This window comes from Terriglobales bacterium (assembly GCA_035487355.1).
In the GTDB taxonomy this organism is placed as follows: Bacteria; Acidobacteriota; Terriglobia; order Terriglobales; family Acidobacteriaceae; genus QIAW01.
Genome location: DATHMF010000020.1, coordinates 112,298 through 131,094, shown reverse-complemented (window position 1 = coordinate 131,094; position 18,797 = coordinate 112,298). Strand labels below are relative to the sequence as shown.

Annotated in this window: 14 protein-coding genes; 3 read left to right on the top strand and 11 right to left on the bottom strand. The window is 53.7% G+C overall.

Going from position 1 to position 18,797, the window contains the following annotated elements:
* Positions 1-755: 755 nt before the first annotated feature.
* Positions 756-2,663 carry a hypothetical protein gene (locus VK738_03980; GenBank protein HTD21786.1) on the top strand — a complete coding sequence of 636 codons (1,908 nt, stop codon included), beginning with the start codon at positions 756-758 and terminating at the stop codon, positions 2,661-2,663.
* Positions 2,664-2,900: 237 nt separating this feature from the next.
* Here the strand turns inward: VK738_03980 and VK738_03975 are convergent, their stop codons facing one another.
* Positions 2,901-3,173 carry a hypothetical protein gene (locus tag VK738_03975; GenBank protein ID HTD21785.1) on the bottom strand — a complete coding sequence of 91 codons (273 nt, stop codon included), beginning with the start codon at positions 3,171-3,173 and terminating at the stop codon, positions 2,901-2,903.
* Between the two features lie 340 nt (positions 3,174-3,513).
* Between VK738_03975 and VK738_03970 the strand changes: the two genes are divergently transcribed.
* Complete coding sequence (locus VK738_03970; GenBank protein HTD21784.1) at positions 3,514-6,501, top strand: hypothetical protein; 2,988 nt, start codon at positions 3,514-3,516, stop codon at positions 6,499-6,501.
* A gap of 18 nt (positions 6,502-6,519) precedes the next feature.
* On the opposite strand, the gene VK738_03965 is transcribed toward VK738_03970, so the two are convergent.
* Positions 6,520-6,858 carry a hypothetical protein gene (locus VK738_03965; protein ID HTD21783.1) on the bottom strand — a complete coding sequence of 113 codons (339 nt, stop codon included), beginning with the start codon at positions 6,856-6,858 and terminating at the stop codon, positions 6,520-6,522.
* A 159-nt stretch (positions 6,859-7,017) separates the two neighbouring features.
* Between VK738_03965 and VK738_03960 the strand changes: the two genes are divergently transcribed.
* Entirely contained in the window at positions 7,018-7,506 is a 489-nt protein-coding gene (locus tag VK738_03960) for a hypothetical protein (protein HTD21782.1), read from the top strand.
* A 319-nt stretch (positions 7,507-7,825) separates the two neighbouring features.
* Here VK738_03960 and VK738_03955 read toward each other — a convergent pair whose 3' ends face one another.
* From VK738_03955 to VK738_03915, 9 genes are all read right to left on the bottom strand, one after another.
* Positions 7,826-8,044 carry a hypothetical protein gene (locus VK738_03955; protein HTD21781.1) on the bottom strand — a complete coding sequence of 73 codons (219 nt, stop codon included), beginning with the start codon at positions 8,042-8,044 and terminating at the stop codon, positions 7,826-7,828.
* Positions 8,023-10,368, bottom strand: coding sequence for an adenylate/guanylate cyclase domain-containing protein (locus VK738_03950; GenBank protein ID HTD21780.1), 2,346 nt, complete (start codon positions 10,366-10,368; stop codon positions 8,023-8,025). The genes VK738_03955 and VK738_03950 overlap by 22 nt, the downstream gene beginning before the upstream one ends.
* Before the next feature lie 135 nt (positions 10,369-10,503).
* Positions 10,504-10,998, bottom strand: coding sequence for a chemotaxis protein CheX (locus tag VK738_03945; protein ID HTD21779.1), 495 nt, complete (start codon positions 10,996-10,998; stop codon positions 10,504-10,506).
* A gap of 20 nt (positions 10,999-11,018) precedes the next feature.
* A complete protein-coding gene (locus VK738_03940; GenBank protein HTD21778.1) occupies positions 11,019-11,456 on the bottom strand; it encodes a response regulator in 438 nt (145 codons plus the stop codon).
* Positions 11,457-11,573: 117 nt separating this feature from the next.
* Positions 11,574-12,668, bottom strand: coding sequence for a chemotaxis response regulator protein-glutamate methylesterase (locus VK738_03935; GenBank protein ID HTD21777.1), 1,095 nt, complete (start codon positions 12,666-12,668; stop codon positions 11,574-11,576).
* The gene (locus VK738_03930; GenBank protein ID HTD21776.1) at positions 12,665-14,917 is read right to left on the bottom strand and encodes a chemotaxis protein CheA; all 2,253 of its coding nucleotides are present in this window, start codon (positions 14,915-14,917) and stop codon (positions 12,665-12,667) included. The genes VK738_03935 and VK738_03930 overlap by 4 nt, the downstream gene beginning before the upstream one ends.
* Entirely contained in the window at positions 14,914-15,819 is a 906-nt protein-coding gene (locus tag VK738_03925; protein HTD21775.1) for a CheR family methyltransferase, read from the bottom strand. Before VK738_03925 ends, VK738_03930 begins: the two co-directional genes overlap by 4 nt.
* A 21-nt stretch (positions 15,820-15,840) precedes the next feature.
* On the bottom strand, positions 15,841-16,377 hold the full coding sequence (locus tag VK738_03920; GenBank protein HTD21774.1) for a chemotaxis protein CheW: 537 nt from the start codon (positions 16,375-16,377) through the stop codon (positions 15,841-15,843).
* A gap of 9 nt (positions 16,378-16,386) precedes the next feature.
* Positions 16,387-18,378 carry a methyl-accepting chemotaxis protein gene (locus tag VK738_03915; GenBank protein ID HTD21773.1) on the bottom strand — a complete coding sequence of 664 codons (1,992 nt, stop codon included), beginning with the start codon at positions 18,376-18,378 and terminating at the stop codon, positions 16,387-16,389.
* Positions 18,379-18,797: the final 419 nt, after the last annotated feature.

The window sequence follows — 18,797 nt, the reverse complement described above, 5'->3', positions numbered from 1 at the left end:
GGCGTGCTGCCGCGCTCTTCTTTTGGGCCGCGGGATCGTGGAAGAAGCAATATTGCTTGCCGGTCTGGGGATTGGCCCTACACTCGGTCCCGTCATTACGTTTGTGGCAGCAACGGGGTTGCTGGCTGGGGTTGGTTTTTCTTGCAAAGAGCTGTGCGATTTTCATAGATATCCTTTCCGGTATCCCTTTTAGGGACACCTGAGGACAATGATGACGCACAATTGGTGGAAATCAGCTTTTTGATATCAGAATGATATCATTTTGAATCTTTTCGCCACGGATTTGAAGACAAAAGACCCAGCCTAGCAAAAAGAAGCTAGGCTGGGGCGCCCTCTAGATTAATCATGAGAGAAGTGCTTTCGGCCGGGGCCACCCGCCCTGCGGTTCCCACAGAAGCAAGGTTTTGATATATCAGATTTGGTACCAGTCGGTGGTCAGACGGTCGCTATATTTATCCGTATTGATCCGTTCTGAGGACTGCCGCGGATCTTTACCTGGCTCGGGAACCCACTCCTTCCCATTACGGACCAAGTTCTATTTGGGCACAACATGACACCTCAGGTACTTTTCGAGTGCCAGATTCGAGCTTCCAGCTTCTCATAAGTGGAATTCACCTACCATACTCCGGCCATCAGAGACTCCGAAAATATTTCATGAACATTTAACGTCGTCGGCGCTCATTTTGGGTTGTATACTGCGACGTTTTTTCCCAAACGACGTTTGGGAGAAACATTTTGTGAACGGAGGTTGAACGATGATTACGCTACATTGGAAGACTTCAAGATGGATTGGGACAATCATAGCCTTTGCATTTTTTGTCAGCTTGCGCGGGAACACGCAAGCGCCGGCGATAACCAGCCCTCAGCCGGTTACAACCTATCACTACGACAGTTTGCGGACCGGATGGAATTCGAATGAGCCGTTGCTGACGCCCGGCAATGTCAACGCTACGACCTTCGGTATGCTGCATTCCGTAACGCTCGATGAGCAGGTAGATGCACAACCGCTCATCGTGCCCAATGAGAAGATCACTGCCGGCTCACACCAGGGCATCCATGAGGTTGTGTATGTGGCCACGGAAAACAACACGATCTATGCCATTGACGCCGTCTCCGGACTGGTGCTTCTGACGCGCAACCTGGGAGCGGCGGTGAAGAGGCCGCTGAACTGCGGGAACAATTCGAACGTGGTGGGAATTGACAGCACGCCGGTCATCGATCTTGTGGCCAATGTCATATATGTCATCAGCTACATCGCCGTGCCTTCGGGCACGACTACCGTTCCCACGTATCAGATTCATGAACTCGACCTGGGCGACCTGACCGACGAAATTCCTCCCGTGACCGTAAGCGCTTCTCATCTCTTAGCCAACGGCACTACGTATCACTTCAATGCGACCGTACAACGGCAGCGCCCCGGATTGCTGGAAGCCAACGGGAATATCTATGCCGCATTCGGCAGCTTCTGCGACTTCAAGACCAATCTGACACGCGGCTGGGTGCTGGGCTGGCGCAAGGGCACACTCGCTCCCCTGCCGAGCAATAAGTTGACCGACACGCAGACGCCGCCGAAAAGCAGCTACTATCTTTCGTCGGTGTGGATGTCAGGCTATGGCATCGCTTCCGACAGCACGGGAGACGTGTATTTTGTTACCGGGAACTCTGATAAAACCAACAACGTTTGGGATGGCGTGACCGACATTCAGGAAAGTGTAGTGAGGCTATCGCATGCAGACTTGAACGCGATCGCCGGCATCTTCGCGCCGACAGACGAATTCACTCTCGATCAGCACGATGCGGACTACGGTTCAGGCGGAGTTCTGCTCGTGCCTCCACAGCCTGGGTCTACACCGCCGCTGGCAGCAGCCGTGGGAAAAGAGGGTAATCTGTTTCTGCTCGACCGCAACGCCATGACGGGTTTAGGCAAGGGAATTGTTGCCGAGGTCGCCGTCGGGGCGTGCTGGTGCGGGCAATCTTACTTCAATGACGGTGTCGGCCGCATCGTGACCAGCGGCGGTTCTACGGTTCGCCTGTGGACGATCCAGACCTCGCCTTCCGTCAAACTCATCCAGGCGGCCTCACAGGGAATCGTCAGCGGTCAGGACCCCGGTTTCTTTACTTCGATCTCTTCCTCTGGAGCAAGCAACGGGATCATCTGGGCAGTCTCGCGCCCCAAGACGAACACCTCGGTTACGCTCTACGCCCTGAATGCAAAACCCTCGGGCAGTACTCTGCCGATCCTGTTTCAGGCGGTGGCGGGCGCATGGCCCCATACCGGCGGCAACGCCAATATCGTTCCCGTGGTCGCCAACGGACGGGTGTACGTGGCCAGCAACCAGCAACTCAGCATCTTCGGATTGAAGGGACCAAGTGATGTGACGGTTACGCCGGTCTCCCAGCCGATTGTGCAATCGGACGGTTCGCAGCACGAGATCTTTGGGACCATCAGCAGCATCAACGGATCGCAGCTGATCCTGCAAACCCGCAACGGAAGCCTGATACCAGTGGAGACTTCTGCTGCCGTGGCCAACGACCAGTCGGTCAATCTGGAGGTCGGCGAGGCAATCGACGTACGCGGCACATTGGGCCCGAATGGCGCGCTGCTCGCGTCTTCCATCCAGCACGCGAAAGCTTCACCAGAGTTATGGCCCAACGATATTTAGTAAAAGAAAACTATTTTCTATTGCACAAACGCTGCGCGCGAGGCTTTGCCCCAGCCTCTCGCGCAGCGAAGGCTTGGGTAGGTGTCGCAGCCGTAGGCGCGCGCACAATTGGCGAGAATCAGCCTTTTTTGATATCAGAGTGGTATCATTTGAATCTTTTTGCCACGGATTAGCACGGATTTAAAGACAATCCCCCACCCTCCGCAAAAAACGCGGAAGGGTTGGGCCACCCAGCCCTTAAGCATCAATCAAACTGGCAAGCCTTTTCCAGCGCAACTTAAACTGGTCAGTCGGGGAGGTTGTACGCTCGATGAAAGCCGGTCTTTCCACGTTGTAGTAATAAAGCAACAGGTCGCGACGGCGGGACTCGATGGCGGCCGGAAGGTTATGAAGATGATCGGCCTCTATGCTGCATGCCTGCGCGTTGCCGGCAGATCCAAAAGCCCGGATGCGTAGCAGGCCGATCCGAAGAATTTCAAGCAGAATTGTTCTTATCTCATCACTAGCCACGGAACCTCCGAAAACCACCTAAGACGTTCCTATTGCTGACTCCGCATTTCAGGCGTGATGTACGGGGAATCTGCCATAACGATCCATTGAATCTCTCGGGAAGGAATAAACTCTACGGATTCGGCCATCCCGCGTCCAATAGCCGCCATTCTCAACGGCAATAACAGTGGTCTCATATGCTGGTTTACCCTTTGTTTTGATGAGGACCCTCTGATTTACGAATGACTTTAGCCTAATAGGTTCCATAACTCATGTCTCAGCAGTTGACTTAAGCACCTCAACGATAAACAAAAGTACTCTGGAGAGATGATATCTTCATAACGCACTCTCGAAGAAGACAATGTCTACCACCGAGCACACTATAAACGACGCGCTTGGCGCCCTGTTGCGTGAAACAAGGTACGCTTGGCGGGATGGGAATGTTGTTAGTTCCGAAAATACTGGGATGCTTGTGGGAAGCAACAAACGACCCGATATCCTCGTGCTGGAGCCGAGTGTTTCGCCAGTTGCAATCGAGACCGAAGTTGTCCCTGCCGTTACCGTTGAGGCGGAGGCAATAGTTCGGCTCGGCGAGAATGTACGCACGAACGGACGCCTCATTTTGTCGGCGATGGCTGTTCGGCTTCCTGAACGCTTGAAGAAGCGTTCAGGTACGTTGTTGCAAAAGGAATTGGCCGCTGCAAGTGACTTAGAAATGGCTTTGTACACTGGCAGCAGTCCTGAAATGTACTCGCGATGGCCAAAATCAGGTTGGCTTACAGGAACAGTTGCTGACATCTCACTTCTAGCGCAATCCGCCTCTGTGCCGCCGGAAATTATTGAGCAGGCGGCCAACGAATTGGTTAAAGGTGTTACTGAGGCAGCGGGGCTAGTGGGCGAAATGGCTCATGATCACCCCGGCTCAATGCAAGAGATTTGTAAAGAGTTACGGCAGCACGATGATGAGCAAACCCGTCGCATGGCGACAACGATTCTGGCCAATGCATTCGTGTTTCAGGAAGGTTTGGCGAGAGGCCCAGGGCAGCTGTCACAAGTTCTTTCCGTGGAGGAACTACGCGGTTCCGGAACACTGACAAAATCCGCTGTTCTAAACGAATGGCGCAAAATTCTGAAGGTCAATTATTGGCCAATTTTTGACATCGCACGCCGTATTCTCGAGGTAATTCCTAGCAGTGATACAAAGTTGCTCATTCAGCGATTGACGGCGACAGCAGACAAGCTACTCGAAAATCGGCTTATGCGTTCGCACGATTTGACGGGTGCCGTATTCCAGACGCTCATTGCCGACCGGAAATTTCTCGCGGCCTTCTATACCACCCCAGCGTCAGCAGCTCTGCTGATTGGGCTAGCAATCACGTCGGACAAGCCACTCAAAAATGGACAATGGGCTTCGGCGGACACGGTCAAGAGCATTCGTATTGGCGACCTTGCATGCGGCACGGGGACGCTACTCTCTACGGCGTATCAACGCGTCGGACAGTTGCACGAATTGGAAGGCGGAGATTCTGAGTCGCTTCATCCTGACATGATGGCGAATGCCTTGGTGGGCTGCGACGTATTACCCGCTGCTGCCCATCTTACTGCGTCAATGTTGTCCGGAGCACACCCTACGGTGAAGTACAAGCGCAGTTGCATTATGACGGTAGCCTTTGGTAGGCAAGCCGATGGAGGCGTTGCCCTTGGCTCTCTAGACCTCCTTGACCCCCAGAAGAAGTTAGACATCATTGCTATTACGGCTAAGGCAGCCGGGGGCACAGGGGAATCTGAGGCAGACACTTGGACAGAGATTCCAGATGCCATGTTTGACGTCCTCGTCATGAATCCACCTTTTACACGTTCTACCGGTCATGAAGCGAAGAAGTTAGGCGTCCCCCAGCCGATGTTTGCGGCGTTCGGCTCGACAGAGGACGAGCAGAAACTAATGGCGAAAGCGACGAAACGGCTAACTGAGGGCACGAGTGCTCACGGGAATGCAGGTGAAGCATCGATCTTCCTCGTACTTGCGGACAGGAAGGTTAAACTAGGTGGCATGTTGGCGTTGGTAATGCCGCTGAGCCTACTCTCGGGAGAGGCGTGGGAAGCTTCACGGGCGCTACTAGCCAAAAACTACGGCGATCTCGTTCTTGTTTCGATCGCAGGTTCCAGTGACGAAGAGATGTCCTTTTCTGCTGATACTGGAATGGGGGAATGCCTTGTGGTTGGCCGCAAAACCGGTATTCCGAGCACACGAGCGACGTTCGTGATTCTGAAAGAGCGTCCCGCTTACCCGCTCCTCGGCACAACGGCTGCGAAGCAGATTTGCCGGTTAATGGGAGATGATGGCCTAAGGCGATTAGAAGACGGCCCAGTCGGGGGCACACCACTGCATTTTGGCAACGACGTTATCGGGCAAGCGATAGAAGCGCCCGTCACCGACTCCGGCGTGTGGAATCCTTCGCGTGTCGCGGACCTTTCCTTAGCTCAGGCCGCGTATCAGATTGCGAACAACAAGCGCATTTGGCTTCCAGGCATGCACGAATCGGAAGCTGTCGATATCCCTATCTCTCCGTTGAAGACAATAGGCGAGATTGGCCCCTATCATTCGGATATCAACTTCAGCCCCTCAGGCGGTGGGATAAGAGGGCCGTTCGTAATCTCGGATATTCAGAAGAATTCTACGCCAACGTACCCTGTACTCTGGACGCACGACGCAAAGCGTGAAAAACGGTTGTCGTTTGATGCAGATTCAGAAGCACAACCCAGACGCCCTAAGAACGCGAAGGAAAAAGCTTTGATTGACTACAAAGTTGCAACAATTTCGGCTACAGCATCACATTGCCATTTCAATCAGAACTTCCGCTTCAACAGCCAAGCGACAGCTATGCAGTTCACTCCGCGCCGAACCATTGGCGGCCGTGCGTGGATCTCGATTGGACTTGCAAATGTGGAACAAGAAAAGGCCATGGTGGTGTGGGCCAACACGACTCTTGGGCTTCTCCTACACTGGTATCACGCGAACAAGCAACAATCAGGTCGAGGAAATATTGGGAGGACAGCTCTGCAGGACTTGCCGGTGTTGGATGTCACCGGCCTAACTCTGACGCGGCTAGAAGTTGCCGCTAAGCTTTTCGATGCCTTTAAAGATGAAGAGCTTCTGCCCTTTCACAAGCTGGACCAAGACCACGTGCGGAGGAAACTCGATGAACTTTTTGCTATGGAGGTTCTCGGGCTATCTCTCGCTACTGTTCAACATGGCGGCCTACTTGAATTGGTGCGAATGAAACTGGCTCAGGAACCATCTGTCCATGGGGGCAAGGCCGCGGATGAAGATGAAGTTGAAGAAGAGTAATCTCCTTGCCAACGATCCCTACTGATTCGATGGCTTCTCAGCGACCAGATTCAGGCGAGTGCCATCTGCCCATACCATTGATATTGATTCGTCGATTATGCCAGACAGAAACTCTAGGCCTTCGGGGACCCCTCCAGAGTCGATGAAGGCAACTGACCCGGCTGCCGCAAGATCAAAGCGTATCTCGGCTCCCATTTCTTCTCCAATACACCATATGGAAGAAGGATCATCGACGCTTTGCACTTTTCCATAGGAGGTCATAAGGGCGTGGTTGCTTCCAAAAACCATGCGCAGCTCGCGAGAACTCGATTGCCATTTCTTAAGGATGAGAATTGCTTCTTCTGTCGATGAAATCATGTCTATACCCTCATAAGATTGTACGGAGTTTCAACGGCGATTGTGTTTCTACTCTGATCCTACACGCGCCGGGGTGTCCGGTTCTAGCTTGCTAGGCGCGGGGCTCTAGTCGATAAAATCGTGATTGGAAACAATCGTCTTTGATGTTAGGAGGTCAAAATGGCCTTTTCCCACCTGGAGCAGTTGATTTCGGAGTATTTGGATTGGAAAGGTTTTCTCGTCAAGAGAAACGTCAAAGTGGGTCGTAGGGTGCAAGGAGGGTGGGAAATGGAGCTGGACATAGTGGGCTATAACCCTCTACTCAATAAGCTTGTGCACTATGAGCCGTCGACTGATGGGGACTCGTGGGAGAAGAGAACGGTTCGCTACGAGAAAAAATTCAAGGCGGGCCGGAAGTATATAAGGGAAGAAATATTCAAGTGGATACCGGTGGATTGCAATTTGGAACAATTCGCCGTCTTCATCGTCCATCCAAAGAATAGAGAAGAAATCGCCGGTGGAAAAATCCTTTCATTAGACGAATTCATGAGAGAGGTGAAGGATGAGGTTGCCAAAGAGGGAATCATAGCGAAAAAGGCTATCTCTGAGGTTTATCCGCTGTTGCGCACGCTGCAATTGGCTTTGAATGGGTATTACAAGGTTTTATGAAAGAGTCTTTTGTAGCGCTCCGCTTCGCTGCGCGCTGGCCTTCGGCAGAGTGGAATTTGTTTTTTTTAATGCTTTCCCCAGGCTTACGCGGCGGTGTGACTGGTCGAAGTATAGCGTCGTCCCCTAACGGGACTGGGAATCGTTTCCTACGATACCCAGCGCTGGAAGCGCTGGGCTATACTACGTCACCCCTTCGGGGTTGTTCACCCTTCAGGCGTTGACAAGATTGAGTTCCCAACCAGACTCTTAACCCCTTAAGAGCGATCCGCGCAAATCCGAGTCATCCGCGGTGAGCTTTTTTTGAGAACCGAGAACCGTTCTAGACCACCGCGACAGCTTCACGCCGTCGGCGGCGGTGGTAGCGCATGGAGATATTCATGTACACGCGGCCGTTGGGGGTATCGAAGCACATGACCAGGGTTTCGGTATCTTCGGCGCCCTGGCCGCTGGTTTCTGCGGTGTGCACGCTGGGAGGGGAGACACGGAAGTGCATTCCCTGATCGTAACGATCCTGCCCTAGAATCTCTCGATATACCAAGCATTGCTCTCGCGTGTCGATGTCACTGAGAAGGCGATGTATTTGCCATCGGGTGAGGGAGCAACGGCTCCGGCAAGTCCTTCGGAGTCGGTATCCCATAGAATGGTTGCGGCGCCGGTCAGGTCAACTCGCAAAACAGCAGACTTCCTGGAGACATTGCTGGTAACGTACAGGCTTGCTCCGTTCGCCGACCAAGCCACAGAGTCAAAACCGGACCAACCTCGTACCGTTACATCTGTGACCGAGCCATCGACAACACTCAAGAGTCTTATCACGCCCTGCAACGGACTGGTGCGAACCATGGCGATGGTTTTGCCGTCCGATGAAATATCCCAGTCCGATATCTGCCCCAGATCCGTCTTCGGCGTGGGAAGACTGGTTGTTTGAAAATTCTTTAAGTCCAACAAAGCAAAAGTATTGCCGTTGGGTGGAGCGCTTGAACGTAGAATGCAGACTGGCGTCTTGAGTGCACATGCCAACCCGGCGTCGGGCTTCTCCTGGAATCTGTGCGCAGTACCGTTCGGGTCGAGCATAATTAAGGTCCGAGTCTTTGGATATGCTCCTTCGCTCTTCGGCGAGGACCAATAAAGAATTGAGCCGCTTTCCGAAATTGCCACGGCATTCTCCTGGATCTCATCAGCCGGGTGCAATGGTTCAGGATTCGGAGCGTTGAGGCCCTGCCTGAAAACGCTCGTAATGTCCCCTTTGCGGTCGGATGTGATTAGCAGGTATTTCGAATCGGAGGTCCAACGGTCAGCCCAGTTGTTGCTTTCACCGGAGACAAACTCCTCAGTTTTGGTAAGACCTGGTCCAGCCGCTTCGAGGGGAGCAAGGAGGATCCGAACCCTCTGTTTGTAGCGGACGAAACATAGACTCTTGCCGTCAGCAGTGATACTGAGGTCGGATTGAAAACTTGCTAAGTCATCAGTCATCTGTTGGGGCTCACCTAATTTTTCTCCCGTTGATATGTCAACCGGGATTGCCCACAGATTCGATCCATCCTGGGTCCCAGGCGGGTTTCCGGCGACGAAAATGATTCGGCCATCCCGAGCCCAGCAAAGGCCGGAATAGTAGCCTTGTGAGCCTGAGCCACGCATCTGAACTTTCACGACCTCAGAAGTTTCTCCACCCTGCGAATCGACACTCCCGAGTATGTCCCCGTCAGGGCTCTGCTGGATGTATGCCAGTCGCTTTCCACGCGGCGCCCATGCAATCTCAGCAAACGAACTTTCCTGTGGGGCAGTCTTCAAGAGCCGTGGCGCTTCGCCCTCTTCTGGCCCCGTTATCCAGATTTGCCGCTCGGTTGCGGCGTCAACATAGGCGATCGATCCATCGGTTGCAATCTTTGGTTGTTCCGCATTCTCAATGAGTCTCTTAGAAGCGGAACCCAACAGCGGAAAAACCCATATGCTCTGAACCTGGTCCTTGCTGGATGGGCCGCTTGCGTAGACCCGAGTGGAGTCGGGAGACCACGCCAAGTACCAATCCGGGGCTGCAAAAGCGAACCCTTCATCCCGTGGAGCAGGGAGTTCAGTACTTTCGCCCGACTTAATGTCCAAAACGAACAGCCCGCGGGCATCTACGTATGCGAGGAACGAGCCGTTGGGAGAAATAACAGCGGAATTCAGAAGGCGTTTGGGGTCATTCCTGGTGAGCTGATGATACAGGGCATGTTGCGGCGACTGACCGGACCTGTGTAAGGCTCTAACTAGAAGGACTGAGGAAATCACAGCTGCGGCAAGAAGGATTCCTCCGATTGCAGTAGTCTTGCGAAACCTCTCGCGCTTGAGCTTGTGAGGAAGATGGGAATTCCCGACCTCGCTCACGTAAAGACTGAACAAATGGAGCTTGACACCGTGTTTTACCCGCGTATTCCCAACGTCATGCAAGGATTTAGCCCAATTGCCAACCTGAGCAAAGAAGCGCGCCGTCTCTTCCGAAACAAGAATGTGTCCGGCATCGCCGCAATCCATGACCCGCTGGGCAATATTCACGCCTCCTCCAGCCACATTCCTATTGGTATTGATGTCTCCAACCCTATAGACAGGTCCCGCATGAATCCCCATGCGGAGGCGGATTGCCGGAATCAACCTCAGTGCCCTGCTAATCTCGACTGCACAACGAAGGGGTGCTTCGGGGTCAACAAAGAACACTAACGCCATTCCGTCGCCCGTTGGCAGTGGCCGCACTCGTCCTTCCGCACTTGCGTGCTGGAATTCGCCGGTGCCTCGAACGACCTCTTGGAGGGATTCAACAATTCGCTTTTGTTCTTCGATGTTTAATATCGAGTAGCCGACGATGTCCATGAAGAGGACATGGCCCACCTCGAGCTTCTGATCGGATAGGGGTTGACCCGTGGATGCTCCTGTGGCAGTCATAGGCAATGCGTTGAACTGAGTCTTATATTTTGGCCCAAGTCAGGCCAAACAGAACCGCTCTGAAGCCAAGCGCGTTCCGGTTCACACTACCGCGACGGCTTCCCGCCGTCGGCGGCGGTGGTAGCGCATGGAGATATTCATGTAGACGCGGCCGTTGGGGGTGTCGAAGCACATGACCAGGGTTTCGGTATCTTCGGCGCCCTGGCCGCCGGTTTCTGCGGTGTGCACGCTGGGAGGGGAGACGCGGAAGTGCATTCCCTGATCGTTTAATGTGGTAACGGCGTTGCCGATGACCTGGTTGGCCAATTCACATACGGTATCGCGCACCAAATCATCAGAGGCCTCCACGGGCCCGCCGGAAAAGTAGGTGGCAATTCTGGTTGCGGTGGCGGTATCGAGATCAAAGATCACGCGTCCTTCAATATCGCCAACAATATGGATCATGGCGGCCACACCCTTGCGGCGGTAGGTTTCCTCATCCATGCTGACGTCGGCGATCCTGGTGGGTGACTGCAGCGTTTCGCACAAGACCGCGTCGGCAGCATTGATAAAAGGTTGAATCAATTCCATGCGCATATAAAAAGCTTCTCCTGGACTTATTGGGCAGCGGGGGCTGCCACAATTACAGCGTCGTCTCCCAAAACGTACTTGAGGATATCGTACAGTTGTTCGGCCTTGACCGGTTTCTGCAAGAAATGGCGTGCGCCTTTTTGCAGCGCGGCCACGATATTTTCCTGGTAGCCCACAGAGGAAACCATGATGATGCGGGCCTGGGGATGTTGGCGGATAATGCGCTCGGCGGCTTCAATGCCTTCCATTTGCGGCATGGTGATATCCATGAGCACGACGTCGGGCTGCACGCGATCGTATTCCGTGATGGCGGTGCAGCCGTCGCCGGCCTCGCCCGCCACCTTGCCGCCATAAGATTCCACCATCTTGGCCAGATTCTTACGCGCGAAAACCGAATCATCCACAATCAAATAACGCACTGGCAGCCGGTCTTTGCTGCGCAACAGCACCGGAAACTGACTCATAGCTGCTCTCCTCCACTGATACAGGAGCTTTCACGCTCCTGCCTTGAATCTTTATATCTTTAAATCTTTATCAATCTTTAAAATCTTTATCTTTCTGCTCGCGGCCTCTCCGAGGTTTTACTTTTCACTGACGGCCCCGACGGAACAATGAACCATCAATGTGTTGGCCATGGATTCCAGCGGGACCACCCGGCTCACGAATCCTTTGTCAATGGCCGCCTTGGGCATGCCGAAGACTACGCATGACTCTTCGCTTTGTGCGATGGTGAATCCACCGGCAGCCCGGACCACGCCCAGGGCATCAGCGCCGTCATCGCCCATTCCCGTCATCAGGATTGCAATCGCACTCGGGCCAAGCTCCTGGGCCACCGAGCGGAACAGCAGATCTACCGAGGGACGATGACCGTTCACTGGGGGCTCATTGGACAGCACAACCATATCTCCCTGCTGCATACGTCTCACCCGGATGTGCCGGCTTCCCGGACAAATCAGCACCTTGCCGGCAGTCAGCAACTCCCCCGATTCTGCCTCTTTGACCTCAAGCGCGCAACTCTCATCCAGCCGCTTAGCAAACATTTCTGTAAATCCCTCCGGCATATGTTGCACCACAACCATGGCGCCGGCGAAATCCCCAGGCAGTTGTGAGAGCAGGTATTGCAGAGTGTTAGGCCCGCCGGTTGAGCTGCCAATCGCGATGATTCTGGAAGCTGCGCCTTTGTACCGGACCGCCGGCTTGAGCGGCGGCTTCAGATCACCATTTGCCGGGAAGCTCTTGCCTAGCCAGCGGTCGGAGCCGGCCTTGGCTGCGACTTTGATCTTGCTGATGAGTTCATTGGCAATCTCTTCCATGTGGTCCTGGGCTGAATCCCGCGGCTTGGCGACAAAATCAAAGGCCCCCATCGCCAGTGCCTTGAAGGTTGCTGCCGCTCCTGCCGTGGAATACGCGCTCACAACGATGACCGGAATCTTGCGTGTGCGCATGATCTGACGAAGCATTTCGGTCCCATCCATGCGGGGCATTTCCAGATCGAGGGTAATGACATCGGGGCGAAGCTCCTCGATTTTTTTCAGCCCGAAGGTCCCATCCATGGCCGTACCCACTACTTCAATGGTCTTATCACGCTGCAGAATCTGTGGGAGCAGCTTACGCATGAGCGCGGAGTCGTCTACGACCAGCACTCTTATTTTCTTGTCTATTTTCTTGTCGCTCATGCGGTAGCTCCTTTCTTCCCGGAGTATAGCCCCATTCCCCGCTCTCTTCCGAGCTTGGAGATCACGGCGGCCATGTTCAGCACCAGAACAACGGTACCGTCTCCTAAAATGGAAGCTCCGCTCACTAAGTCGGTTGCGATCCACTGATCATCCAGCGCCTTGATGACCAGTTCCTGCTCTCCTACAAGTTTATCTACAACCAATCCAAAGCGGTTCTCGTTCATATTGACGACAATGACAAATCTCTTTCGGGAAGTGGAAGGGGCGGCTTGTGGATTCAACTTACCGAGCCGGATCAGAGTAACGATGTGTTCACGCAGTTGCAGGACTTCGCGGCGGTCCACACGATGGAAATCTTTCTCATAGGCGCGTGTGATCTCGACCACTGAGCTCAGAGGCAACGCATAGAGCCGGTCGCCGGCATGGAACAACAGGCCCTTCATGATCGCCAGCGTGAGGGGGACCTTCAGGTAAAACGTGGTCCCCATCTTCGGCCTGGTTTCAATGTGCACGGAGCCCTTCAGCCGTTCCAGCACGGTTTTGACCACGTCCATACCTACGCCGCGTCCGGAAATGGTTGTAACTTTTTCGGCAGTGCTGAGGCCGGGATGAAAGATCAGGTCCAAGGCGTCGCTCTCGGAGAGTTCAGCGGCCTCTTGCCGGGTTATAACTTTCGATTCAACGGCCCGGGCAACAACCTTATCGCGATCAATGCCGCGGCCGTCGTCCCTGACTTCAATCACCATCTGATTGCCTTGGTGATAAGCCTTAAGCGCAAGCGTGCCATATTCCGGTTTGCCGAGCGCAACGCGTTCAGCCGCCGATTCAATGCCGTGGTCCACGGCATTGCGCAAGATATGGGTGAGCGGCTCTCCCATCGCGTCGAGGATACTTTTATCGAGGTCGGTGTTTTCTCCGCTGATTTCAAGACGGACCTCGCGTCCGCGGGCCTTGGCCACGTCACGCACCAAACGTGGAAACCGGCGGAAGAGCTGCTCCACCGGGACCATGCGGATTTTCATGACGGACTTCTGCAACTCGTTCAGCACTCGTGCCTGGAAGCCCAGGGCGTCATTGAAGCGGACATGCAGCGGGTGTTTGCGGAAGCTTTTCTCGAACTCTGTTATGGTCTGGTGCAGCATGGATTTGCCCAGGATAAGTTCGCCTACGAGATTCATCAGGGTATCAATGCGCTCCACGTCCACGCGGAGAGTGGAATCGGCTGCAGCCATAGTTGCAACCGGCGTGCCAGCGGCAGGCTGAGTCGCAGGCTCTCGGGGAGAAACGGGAGCCGGCACCGGCACTTGCTCCGGTTGTTCCTGAGCTTTTTCCTTTCCCTGTTTTGATGCTCCCTGTTTTGGCGCGCTGCCCGGAGATGTGGCCTGCGATGGCGGAGGAGAAGATGAAGTCGTGGGCTTCGAAGTCGTGGACTTCGAGGTGTTGCTGTCGGCTACGTCTCTCGGCGTACCGTCGCCGGATGCGGGCTTGGTTTTCGACGTGTCATAAGGACGCACCATGATGTCCGAGACCACAGCAGGAATCTGGCACTTGCGAATAAGCCAGTCAACATCCACATCGGTTGCCACCGCCGCCTCAATAACATTGATGTTCTTGGCGGATGCATCCTCGGGCTGGATAGCCAGCAAAGTTCCGGCTTCTTCCAGAACATTGCGTACCAGTTGCAAGGCAGCAGCACGCATGGGGCAAAGGTTGTCAATAACGATCGCTACCAGCAGGATTTTCTTCCCTTCAGAAGCCGCGTTGGCAATCACCAGTTGCTGATTCTCCGTCCACGAAAAACCCGCGAGTCTGTCATCGGGCTCTCCCCGGCTTTGTCTCTTTTCCCCGGGCTGCGCAGCGCTCGATCCAGCCAGCTTGCGAATGGAGGCGCGCAGAACATGGCTCTCGGGCAGCGTCGCATTGTTGCGATACGCTGTGAGCATGGTGTCGAAGAGATCGGCGGCACGTAACACCATCTCGGCCATGGCTGCGGTATGGAGTTTCGCCTGTTCCGGCGTCAGCACGTCTTCCAACTCGTGCGCTAACTCGCTGATTTCGTTGTAACCGCAGACAGCAGAGTCTCCTTTCAGCGTATGCACGGCGCGCCGAAGGCTGCGGACAGTCTCTTCATCGTGAGGATTTTCTTCCAGGCGCATGCCTTCGTTGTTGAGCGCCTGCAAAAGCTCGCGCGCGCTCTCGAAGAACAGCTCCTTCAAATCCGATCCGGGTTCTTCGGGGAAGAAACTCACACCTGCACCTCGATTCGCTGGTATACCGTTCCGTTGTCCCGATGGATCATCTTGAACTTATCAGTCAGCGCCAACAGGCTTTCTGCATGCCCGGTGAGCAGGTAGCCATCGGAGTTCAGGCAGCGATAAAACTTATTCAGCAACCGCTTCTGTTCTGCCTCGTCGAAATAAATCATCACATTGCGGCAGAAAATTATGTCATTGCGTTGCGGCAAAAATTCCGTTTTCAAGTTATGAAAGTCGAAATGAACCAGCTCTTTGAGGCCCTTTTTGACCGCATAGCGGTCGCCTACCTTGTCAAAATAGCGCAAACGGTAGGTGTAATCCACCGGTTCCATGTGTTTTTCCGGATAAATCCCTTCCTGGGCAATCCGCAAAACCGAGTAGCTGATGTCCGACGCCAGGATTTCCACTTTCCATGGAGGGGGAACCATGGGTTTAGGTAAAGGCATCTCGAAAGGAAGCGGATTACGCAGATAGTAGTAGGCCAGCGCATCGCAGATCAGCATAGCCATGGTGTAAGCTTCCTGCCCAGTGGAACAGCCTGCACTCCATGCGCGCAACGTGAAATCGCGGCGCTGCTGCTTGTAGTGCAGAATCTCCTGCAAAATTGTCTTGTGAAACAGGTCGAGCTGGGGCTTATTACGGAAAAAGCTGGTTTCGTTGACCGTCAGGTTTTCTACCAGCGCGGAGAGTTCACTCCTGCCCTCATTGCTGATGAGCAGCCGGTAATAACTGTAGAACGTATCCAGGCCGGTAGCTTTGAGCCTGCGCTGAAGCCGGTCCTGTAAGAAATCAACGCGGCGTTCATCGAAAAACATGCCGCATTCCTGATAGATCAGCGTTTGCAGCAACCTCAGTTCGGCTTGAGAAAGCTGGATCGGAATGACAGATGTAGTCATCAGTGTTTTCTATATGTCCGTTCAGTGCACCTTGACGGTGCCACCCATGGGCCCGGCTGATTCTCTGTCTGAGGATGAAGAATTTCCATCACTCTCCTGAGTTTCCGCAAATTCACCCACGCGCCGCAATTCGCCCCGCTGCAGAATCTTTGTAAGATCAACCAGGATAATCAGCCGGCCATTCAGCTTGCCCACCCCGGTAACGTAATTCAGCTCGCCTTCCTCGAAAACACTGGGCGGCTGCTCAATTTCAGAGTGAGGGATTTTAAGGACCTCGGAGGCTGAATCAACGATCAAGCCAACCATTTTGCCGTTCACTTCGACAACCAGAACACGGTTTTTCCTGTGTTTCTGAATTTCTTTTTCCCCGAAGCGTTTGCGTAAATCGACAATGGAAACAATTTTTCCACGCAGGTTAATCACGCCTTCCACACAATCCGGCGATTCGGGGACAGCAGTAATTTCAGGCACACCGACGATTTGATGCACGAGTTCGATGGGGACACCGAAAGTCTCGCGTCCGATGCTGAAGCCGATAACATGTAGAGGTTTCGACATGTTCTGTTCCTAGGACTTCGCCGCTGAAGCGTAGCTGGCGGTCTGCGCTTCGGCACGGCTGCGCAGAGTACCAGCACCGTTGCCGCCGGTTTCCAGCACGAAGCGGTCCATGGTTTCCAGCAGATTGCGCGACATCTTGGACATCTGCTCTGCTGAGCTCGCCAGTTCGGTCGAACCTGAAGTGTTTTGCGCAATCAGTTCGCGCATTTTTTCCATGGCGCGCACCACGGCCTGTGCGCCGGCAGCCTGCTCTTCGACCGAAGAGTTGATTTCATGTGTGATCTCATTGAGCCGGGTTGTAGCTTTTGCTATTTGCGTGGAGCCGTGCGATTGCTGGCTGGTGGCCGCCCCGATCTCCTGGGCGTATTTATATACCTCGGTCACAACGTAAGAAATTTTCTTGAGCGCATTCTGCAGGTCGTTGCCGAAGGCCAGTCCCTCGTTGACAATGGTTGTGCTCTTTTCCATTTTGTCCACCGCCTGGCGGGCTTCGTTCTGGATACTGGCGATCAAATCGGAGATTTCCTTGGCCGAAGCGGCTGATTTTTCCGCCAATTTGCGGACTTCATCGGCCACGACAGCAAATCCTGCACCGTGTTCACCGGCCCGGGCGGCTTCAATGGCTGCATTCAAGGCCAGAAGGTTGGTTTGCTCGGCCAGATCGTCAATCACCTCAACGATATTGCCAATGCTGTCAGCGCGCTTGCCCAACGCATCAATAATTTGCCCGGTAGCCTGTATTGCTCCGTTGATCCGGCTCAGGCCGTCGGTGGTCTTATCCATGGTCGTAATGCCCTGGTGCACCTCTTCGCGCGATTTCTGCGAGATGTCGAGCAGCAATTTGGAGGTGTCGGCTACGCGCTGGATCGAGGCCACCATCTGGTCAATGGAAGCGGAGGTTTCGCTCACGCTGAGTGCCTGAGTTTGCGTATTTTTCACCATGTTCTGCACGTTGACGCTCATTTCGTGCATGGTGCTGGTGACCTCATCAATGGCAGAAGAAGCCTGCACGCTGACTTTGGCGGCGCTGTCGGAAGTGTCGGCCACCTGCCCCGACCCGCTGGCTACTTGGGTTGCGTTGTCGCGCACGCTTTTGACCATGGAGCGCAGGCTCTCTGTCATGCGGGCGATGGCCAGCATAAGCGTGTCATGTTTTGAGCGCGGTTCGATGGCAACGGTTAAATCACCGCCGGCAATGGCTTCAGAAATAGCGGCCATCTCCTTCAGATAAACGATGATGCTCTTGAAGTTTGTGGCCAGTGCGCCAATTTCATCGTTGCCGTCAACCGCAAAAGATTGGTCCAGGTCGCCGGTTTCACTGACCTCCCGCGTGACCATCATGAGCTGGGCTAGAGGCTCAGTGATGGATTTCGCCGTAAAACTTGCAACCATCCATCCGAGAAGGACGGCCAAAACAGAAATTACTATCAATGCGACCCAAAACGTCTGGGCTTGAGCACGATTGTCTTCTTCGATCCACTGTAACAAGGCCTGTCGGCTGGCGTTCTCGGCTGCAGTCAGGTTGTCATCGGAAGTCTTTACCCACGCGGCGGGATCGTGACTCGCATAAAAATCACGATAAAAATTACGCAGCCCCTCGATATTATTGCCAGCTAACTTTTTGCGTTGTTCAATCAGAGGAGAGGCGAAGTTGTCATACCAGGCCTGCTCGGCGCTCTCCACTCTGTCCAGGGGGGCTTTCCCATCGGAACCTAATGTGCCCTTTGTTTTCCCCAACAGGGTTTTGAAATCGGTCCGTGTGCTCTCGATTTCATTCAAGTCTGCGGTATCACCGCTCAGCAGGTAGTTATTCAGGTTCATATGTTCCTGCATCATTTGGGAGCGGAGCCGCTCAATGCTATTTGAGGAGTTAACCGCGCTCTGCACGTTGTCTCCGGTGCGCGACGCTTGCCGGAAAAACAGCATGGTAAGTGTCCACAGCACAAGGACTATGAACAGCAGGGCCGCGAACCCGATATACAGTTTTTTTCTTATCGTCATTTACCGCCTCCACGCCATCGGAGCATTGTCAAGCATTGCAACGTTTGTTTGCTGATTGCTTTTATACAAACGTGATGACACGCTCTCGCCTTTTAACAGCTAAGTGCCGTTTTTCAATCCGGCGTCGGAACACACTGGGACTCGTAGAGTACTGCACGGCCAATGCCAGTGCGACATGAAAATAAAACCGGGCGCGAATAATAGAATAAGGTCAATTAAATCATACACTTGAGTCTATAACTGAAGAGTTACCTCTAACTCAAAATCTGGCTTTGGTTTTGTCTCATCGCGTCTATATTCTAGAAAGTATGTCTCAGGTTGAGATGAATTGTAAATCTTGTGATTTATCTCCGAGGATACAGTCAGCCTAATTTAACTTGACTCAAAGTGAGATTAGGGATTAAGGTTCGCATTCGGCC

Coding starts and splice junctions, on each gene's coding strand:
- VK738_03980 (HTD21786.1), top strand. CDS start 756: ATGATTACGCTACATTGGAAGACTTCAAGATGGATTGGGACAATCATA.
- VK738_03970 (HTD21784.1), top strand. CDS start 3,514: ATGTCTACCACCGAGCACACTATAAACGACGCGCTTGGCGCCCTGTTG.
- VK738_03965 (HTD21783.1), bottom strand. CDS start 6,858: ATGATTTCATCGACAGAAGAAGCAATTCTCATCCTTAAGAAATGGCAA.
- VK738_03960 (HTD21782.1), top strand. CDS start 7,018: ATGGCCTTTTCCCACCTGGAGCAGTTGATTTCGGAGTATTTGGATTGG.
- VK738_03945 (HTD21779.1), bottom strand. CDS start 10,998: ATGCGCATGGAATTGATTCAACCTTTTATCAATGCTGCCGACGCGGTC.
- VK738_03940 (HTD21778.1), bottom strand. CDS start 11,456: ATGAGTCAGTTTCCGGTGCTGTTGCGCAGCAAAGACCGGCTGCCAGTG.
- VK738_03935 (HTD21777.1), bottom strand. CDS start 12,668: ATGAGCGACAAGAAAATAGACAAGAAAATAAGAGTGCTGGTCGTAGAC.
- VK738_03925 (HTD21775.1), bottom strand. CDS start 15,819: ATGACTACATCTGTCATTCCGATCCAGCTTTCTCAAGCCGAACTGAGG.
- VK738_03920 (HTD21774.1), bottom strand. CDS start 16,377: ATGTCGAAACCTCTACATGTTATCGGCTTCAGCATCGGACGCGAGACT.
- VK738_03915 (HTD21773.1), bottom strand. CDS start 18,378: ATGACGATAAGAAAAAAACTGTATATCGGGTTCGCGGCCCTGCTGTTC.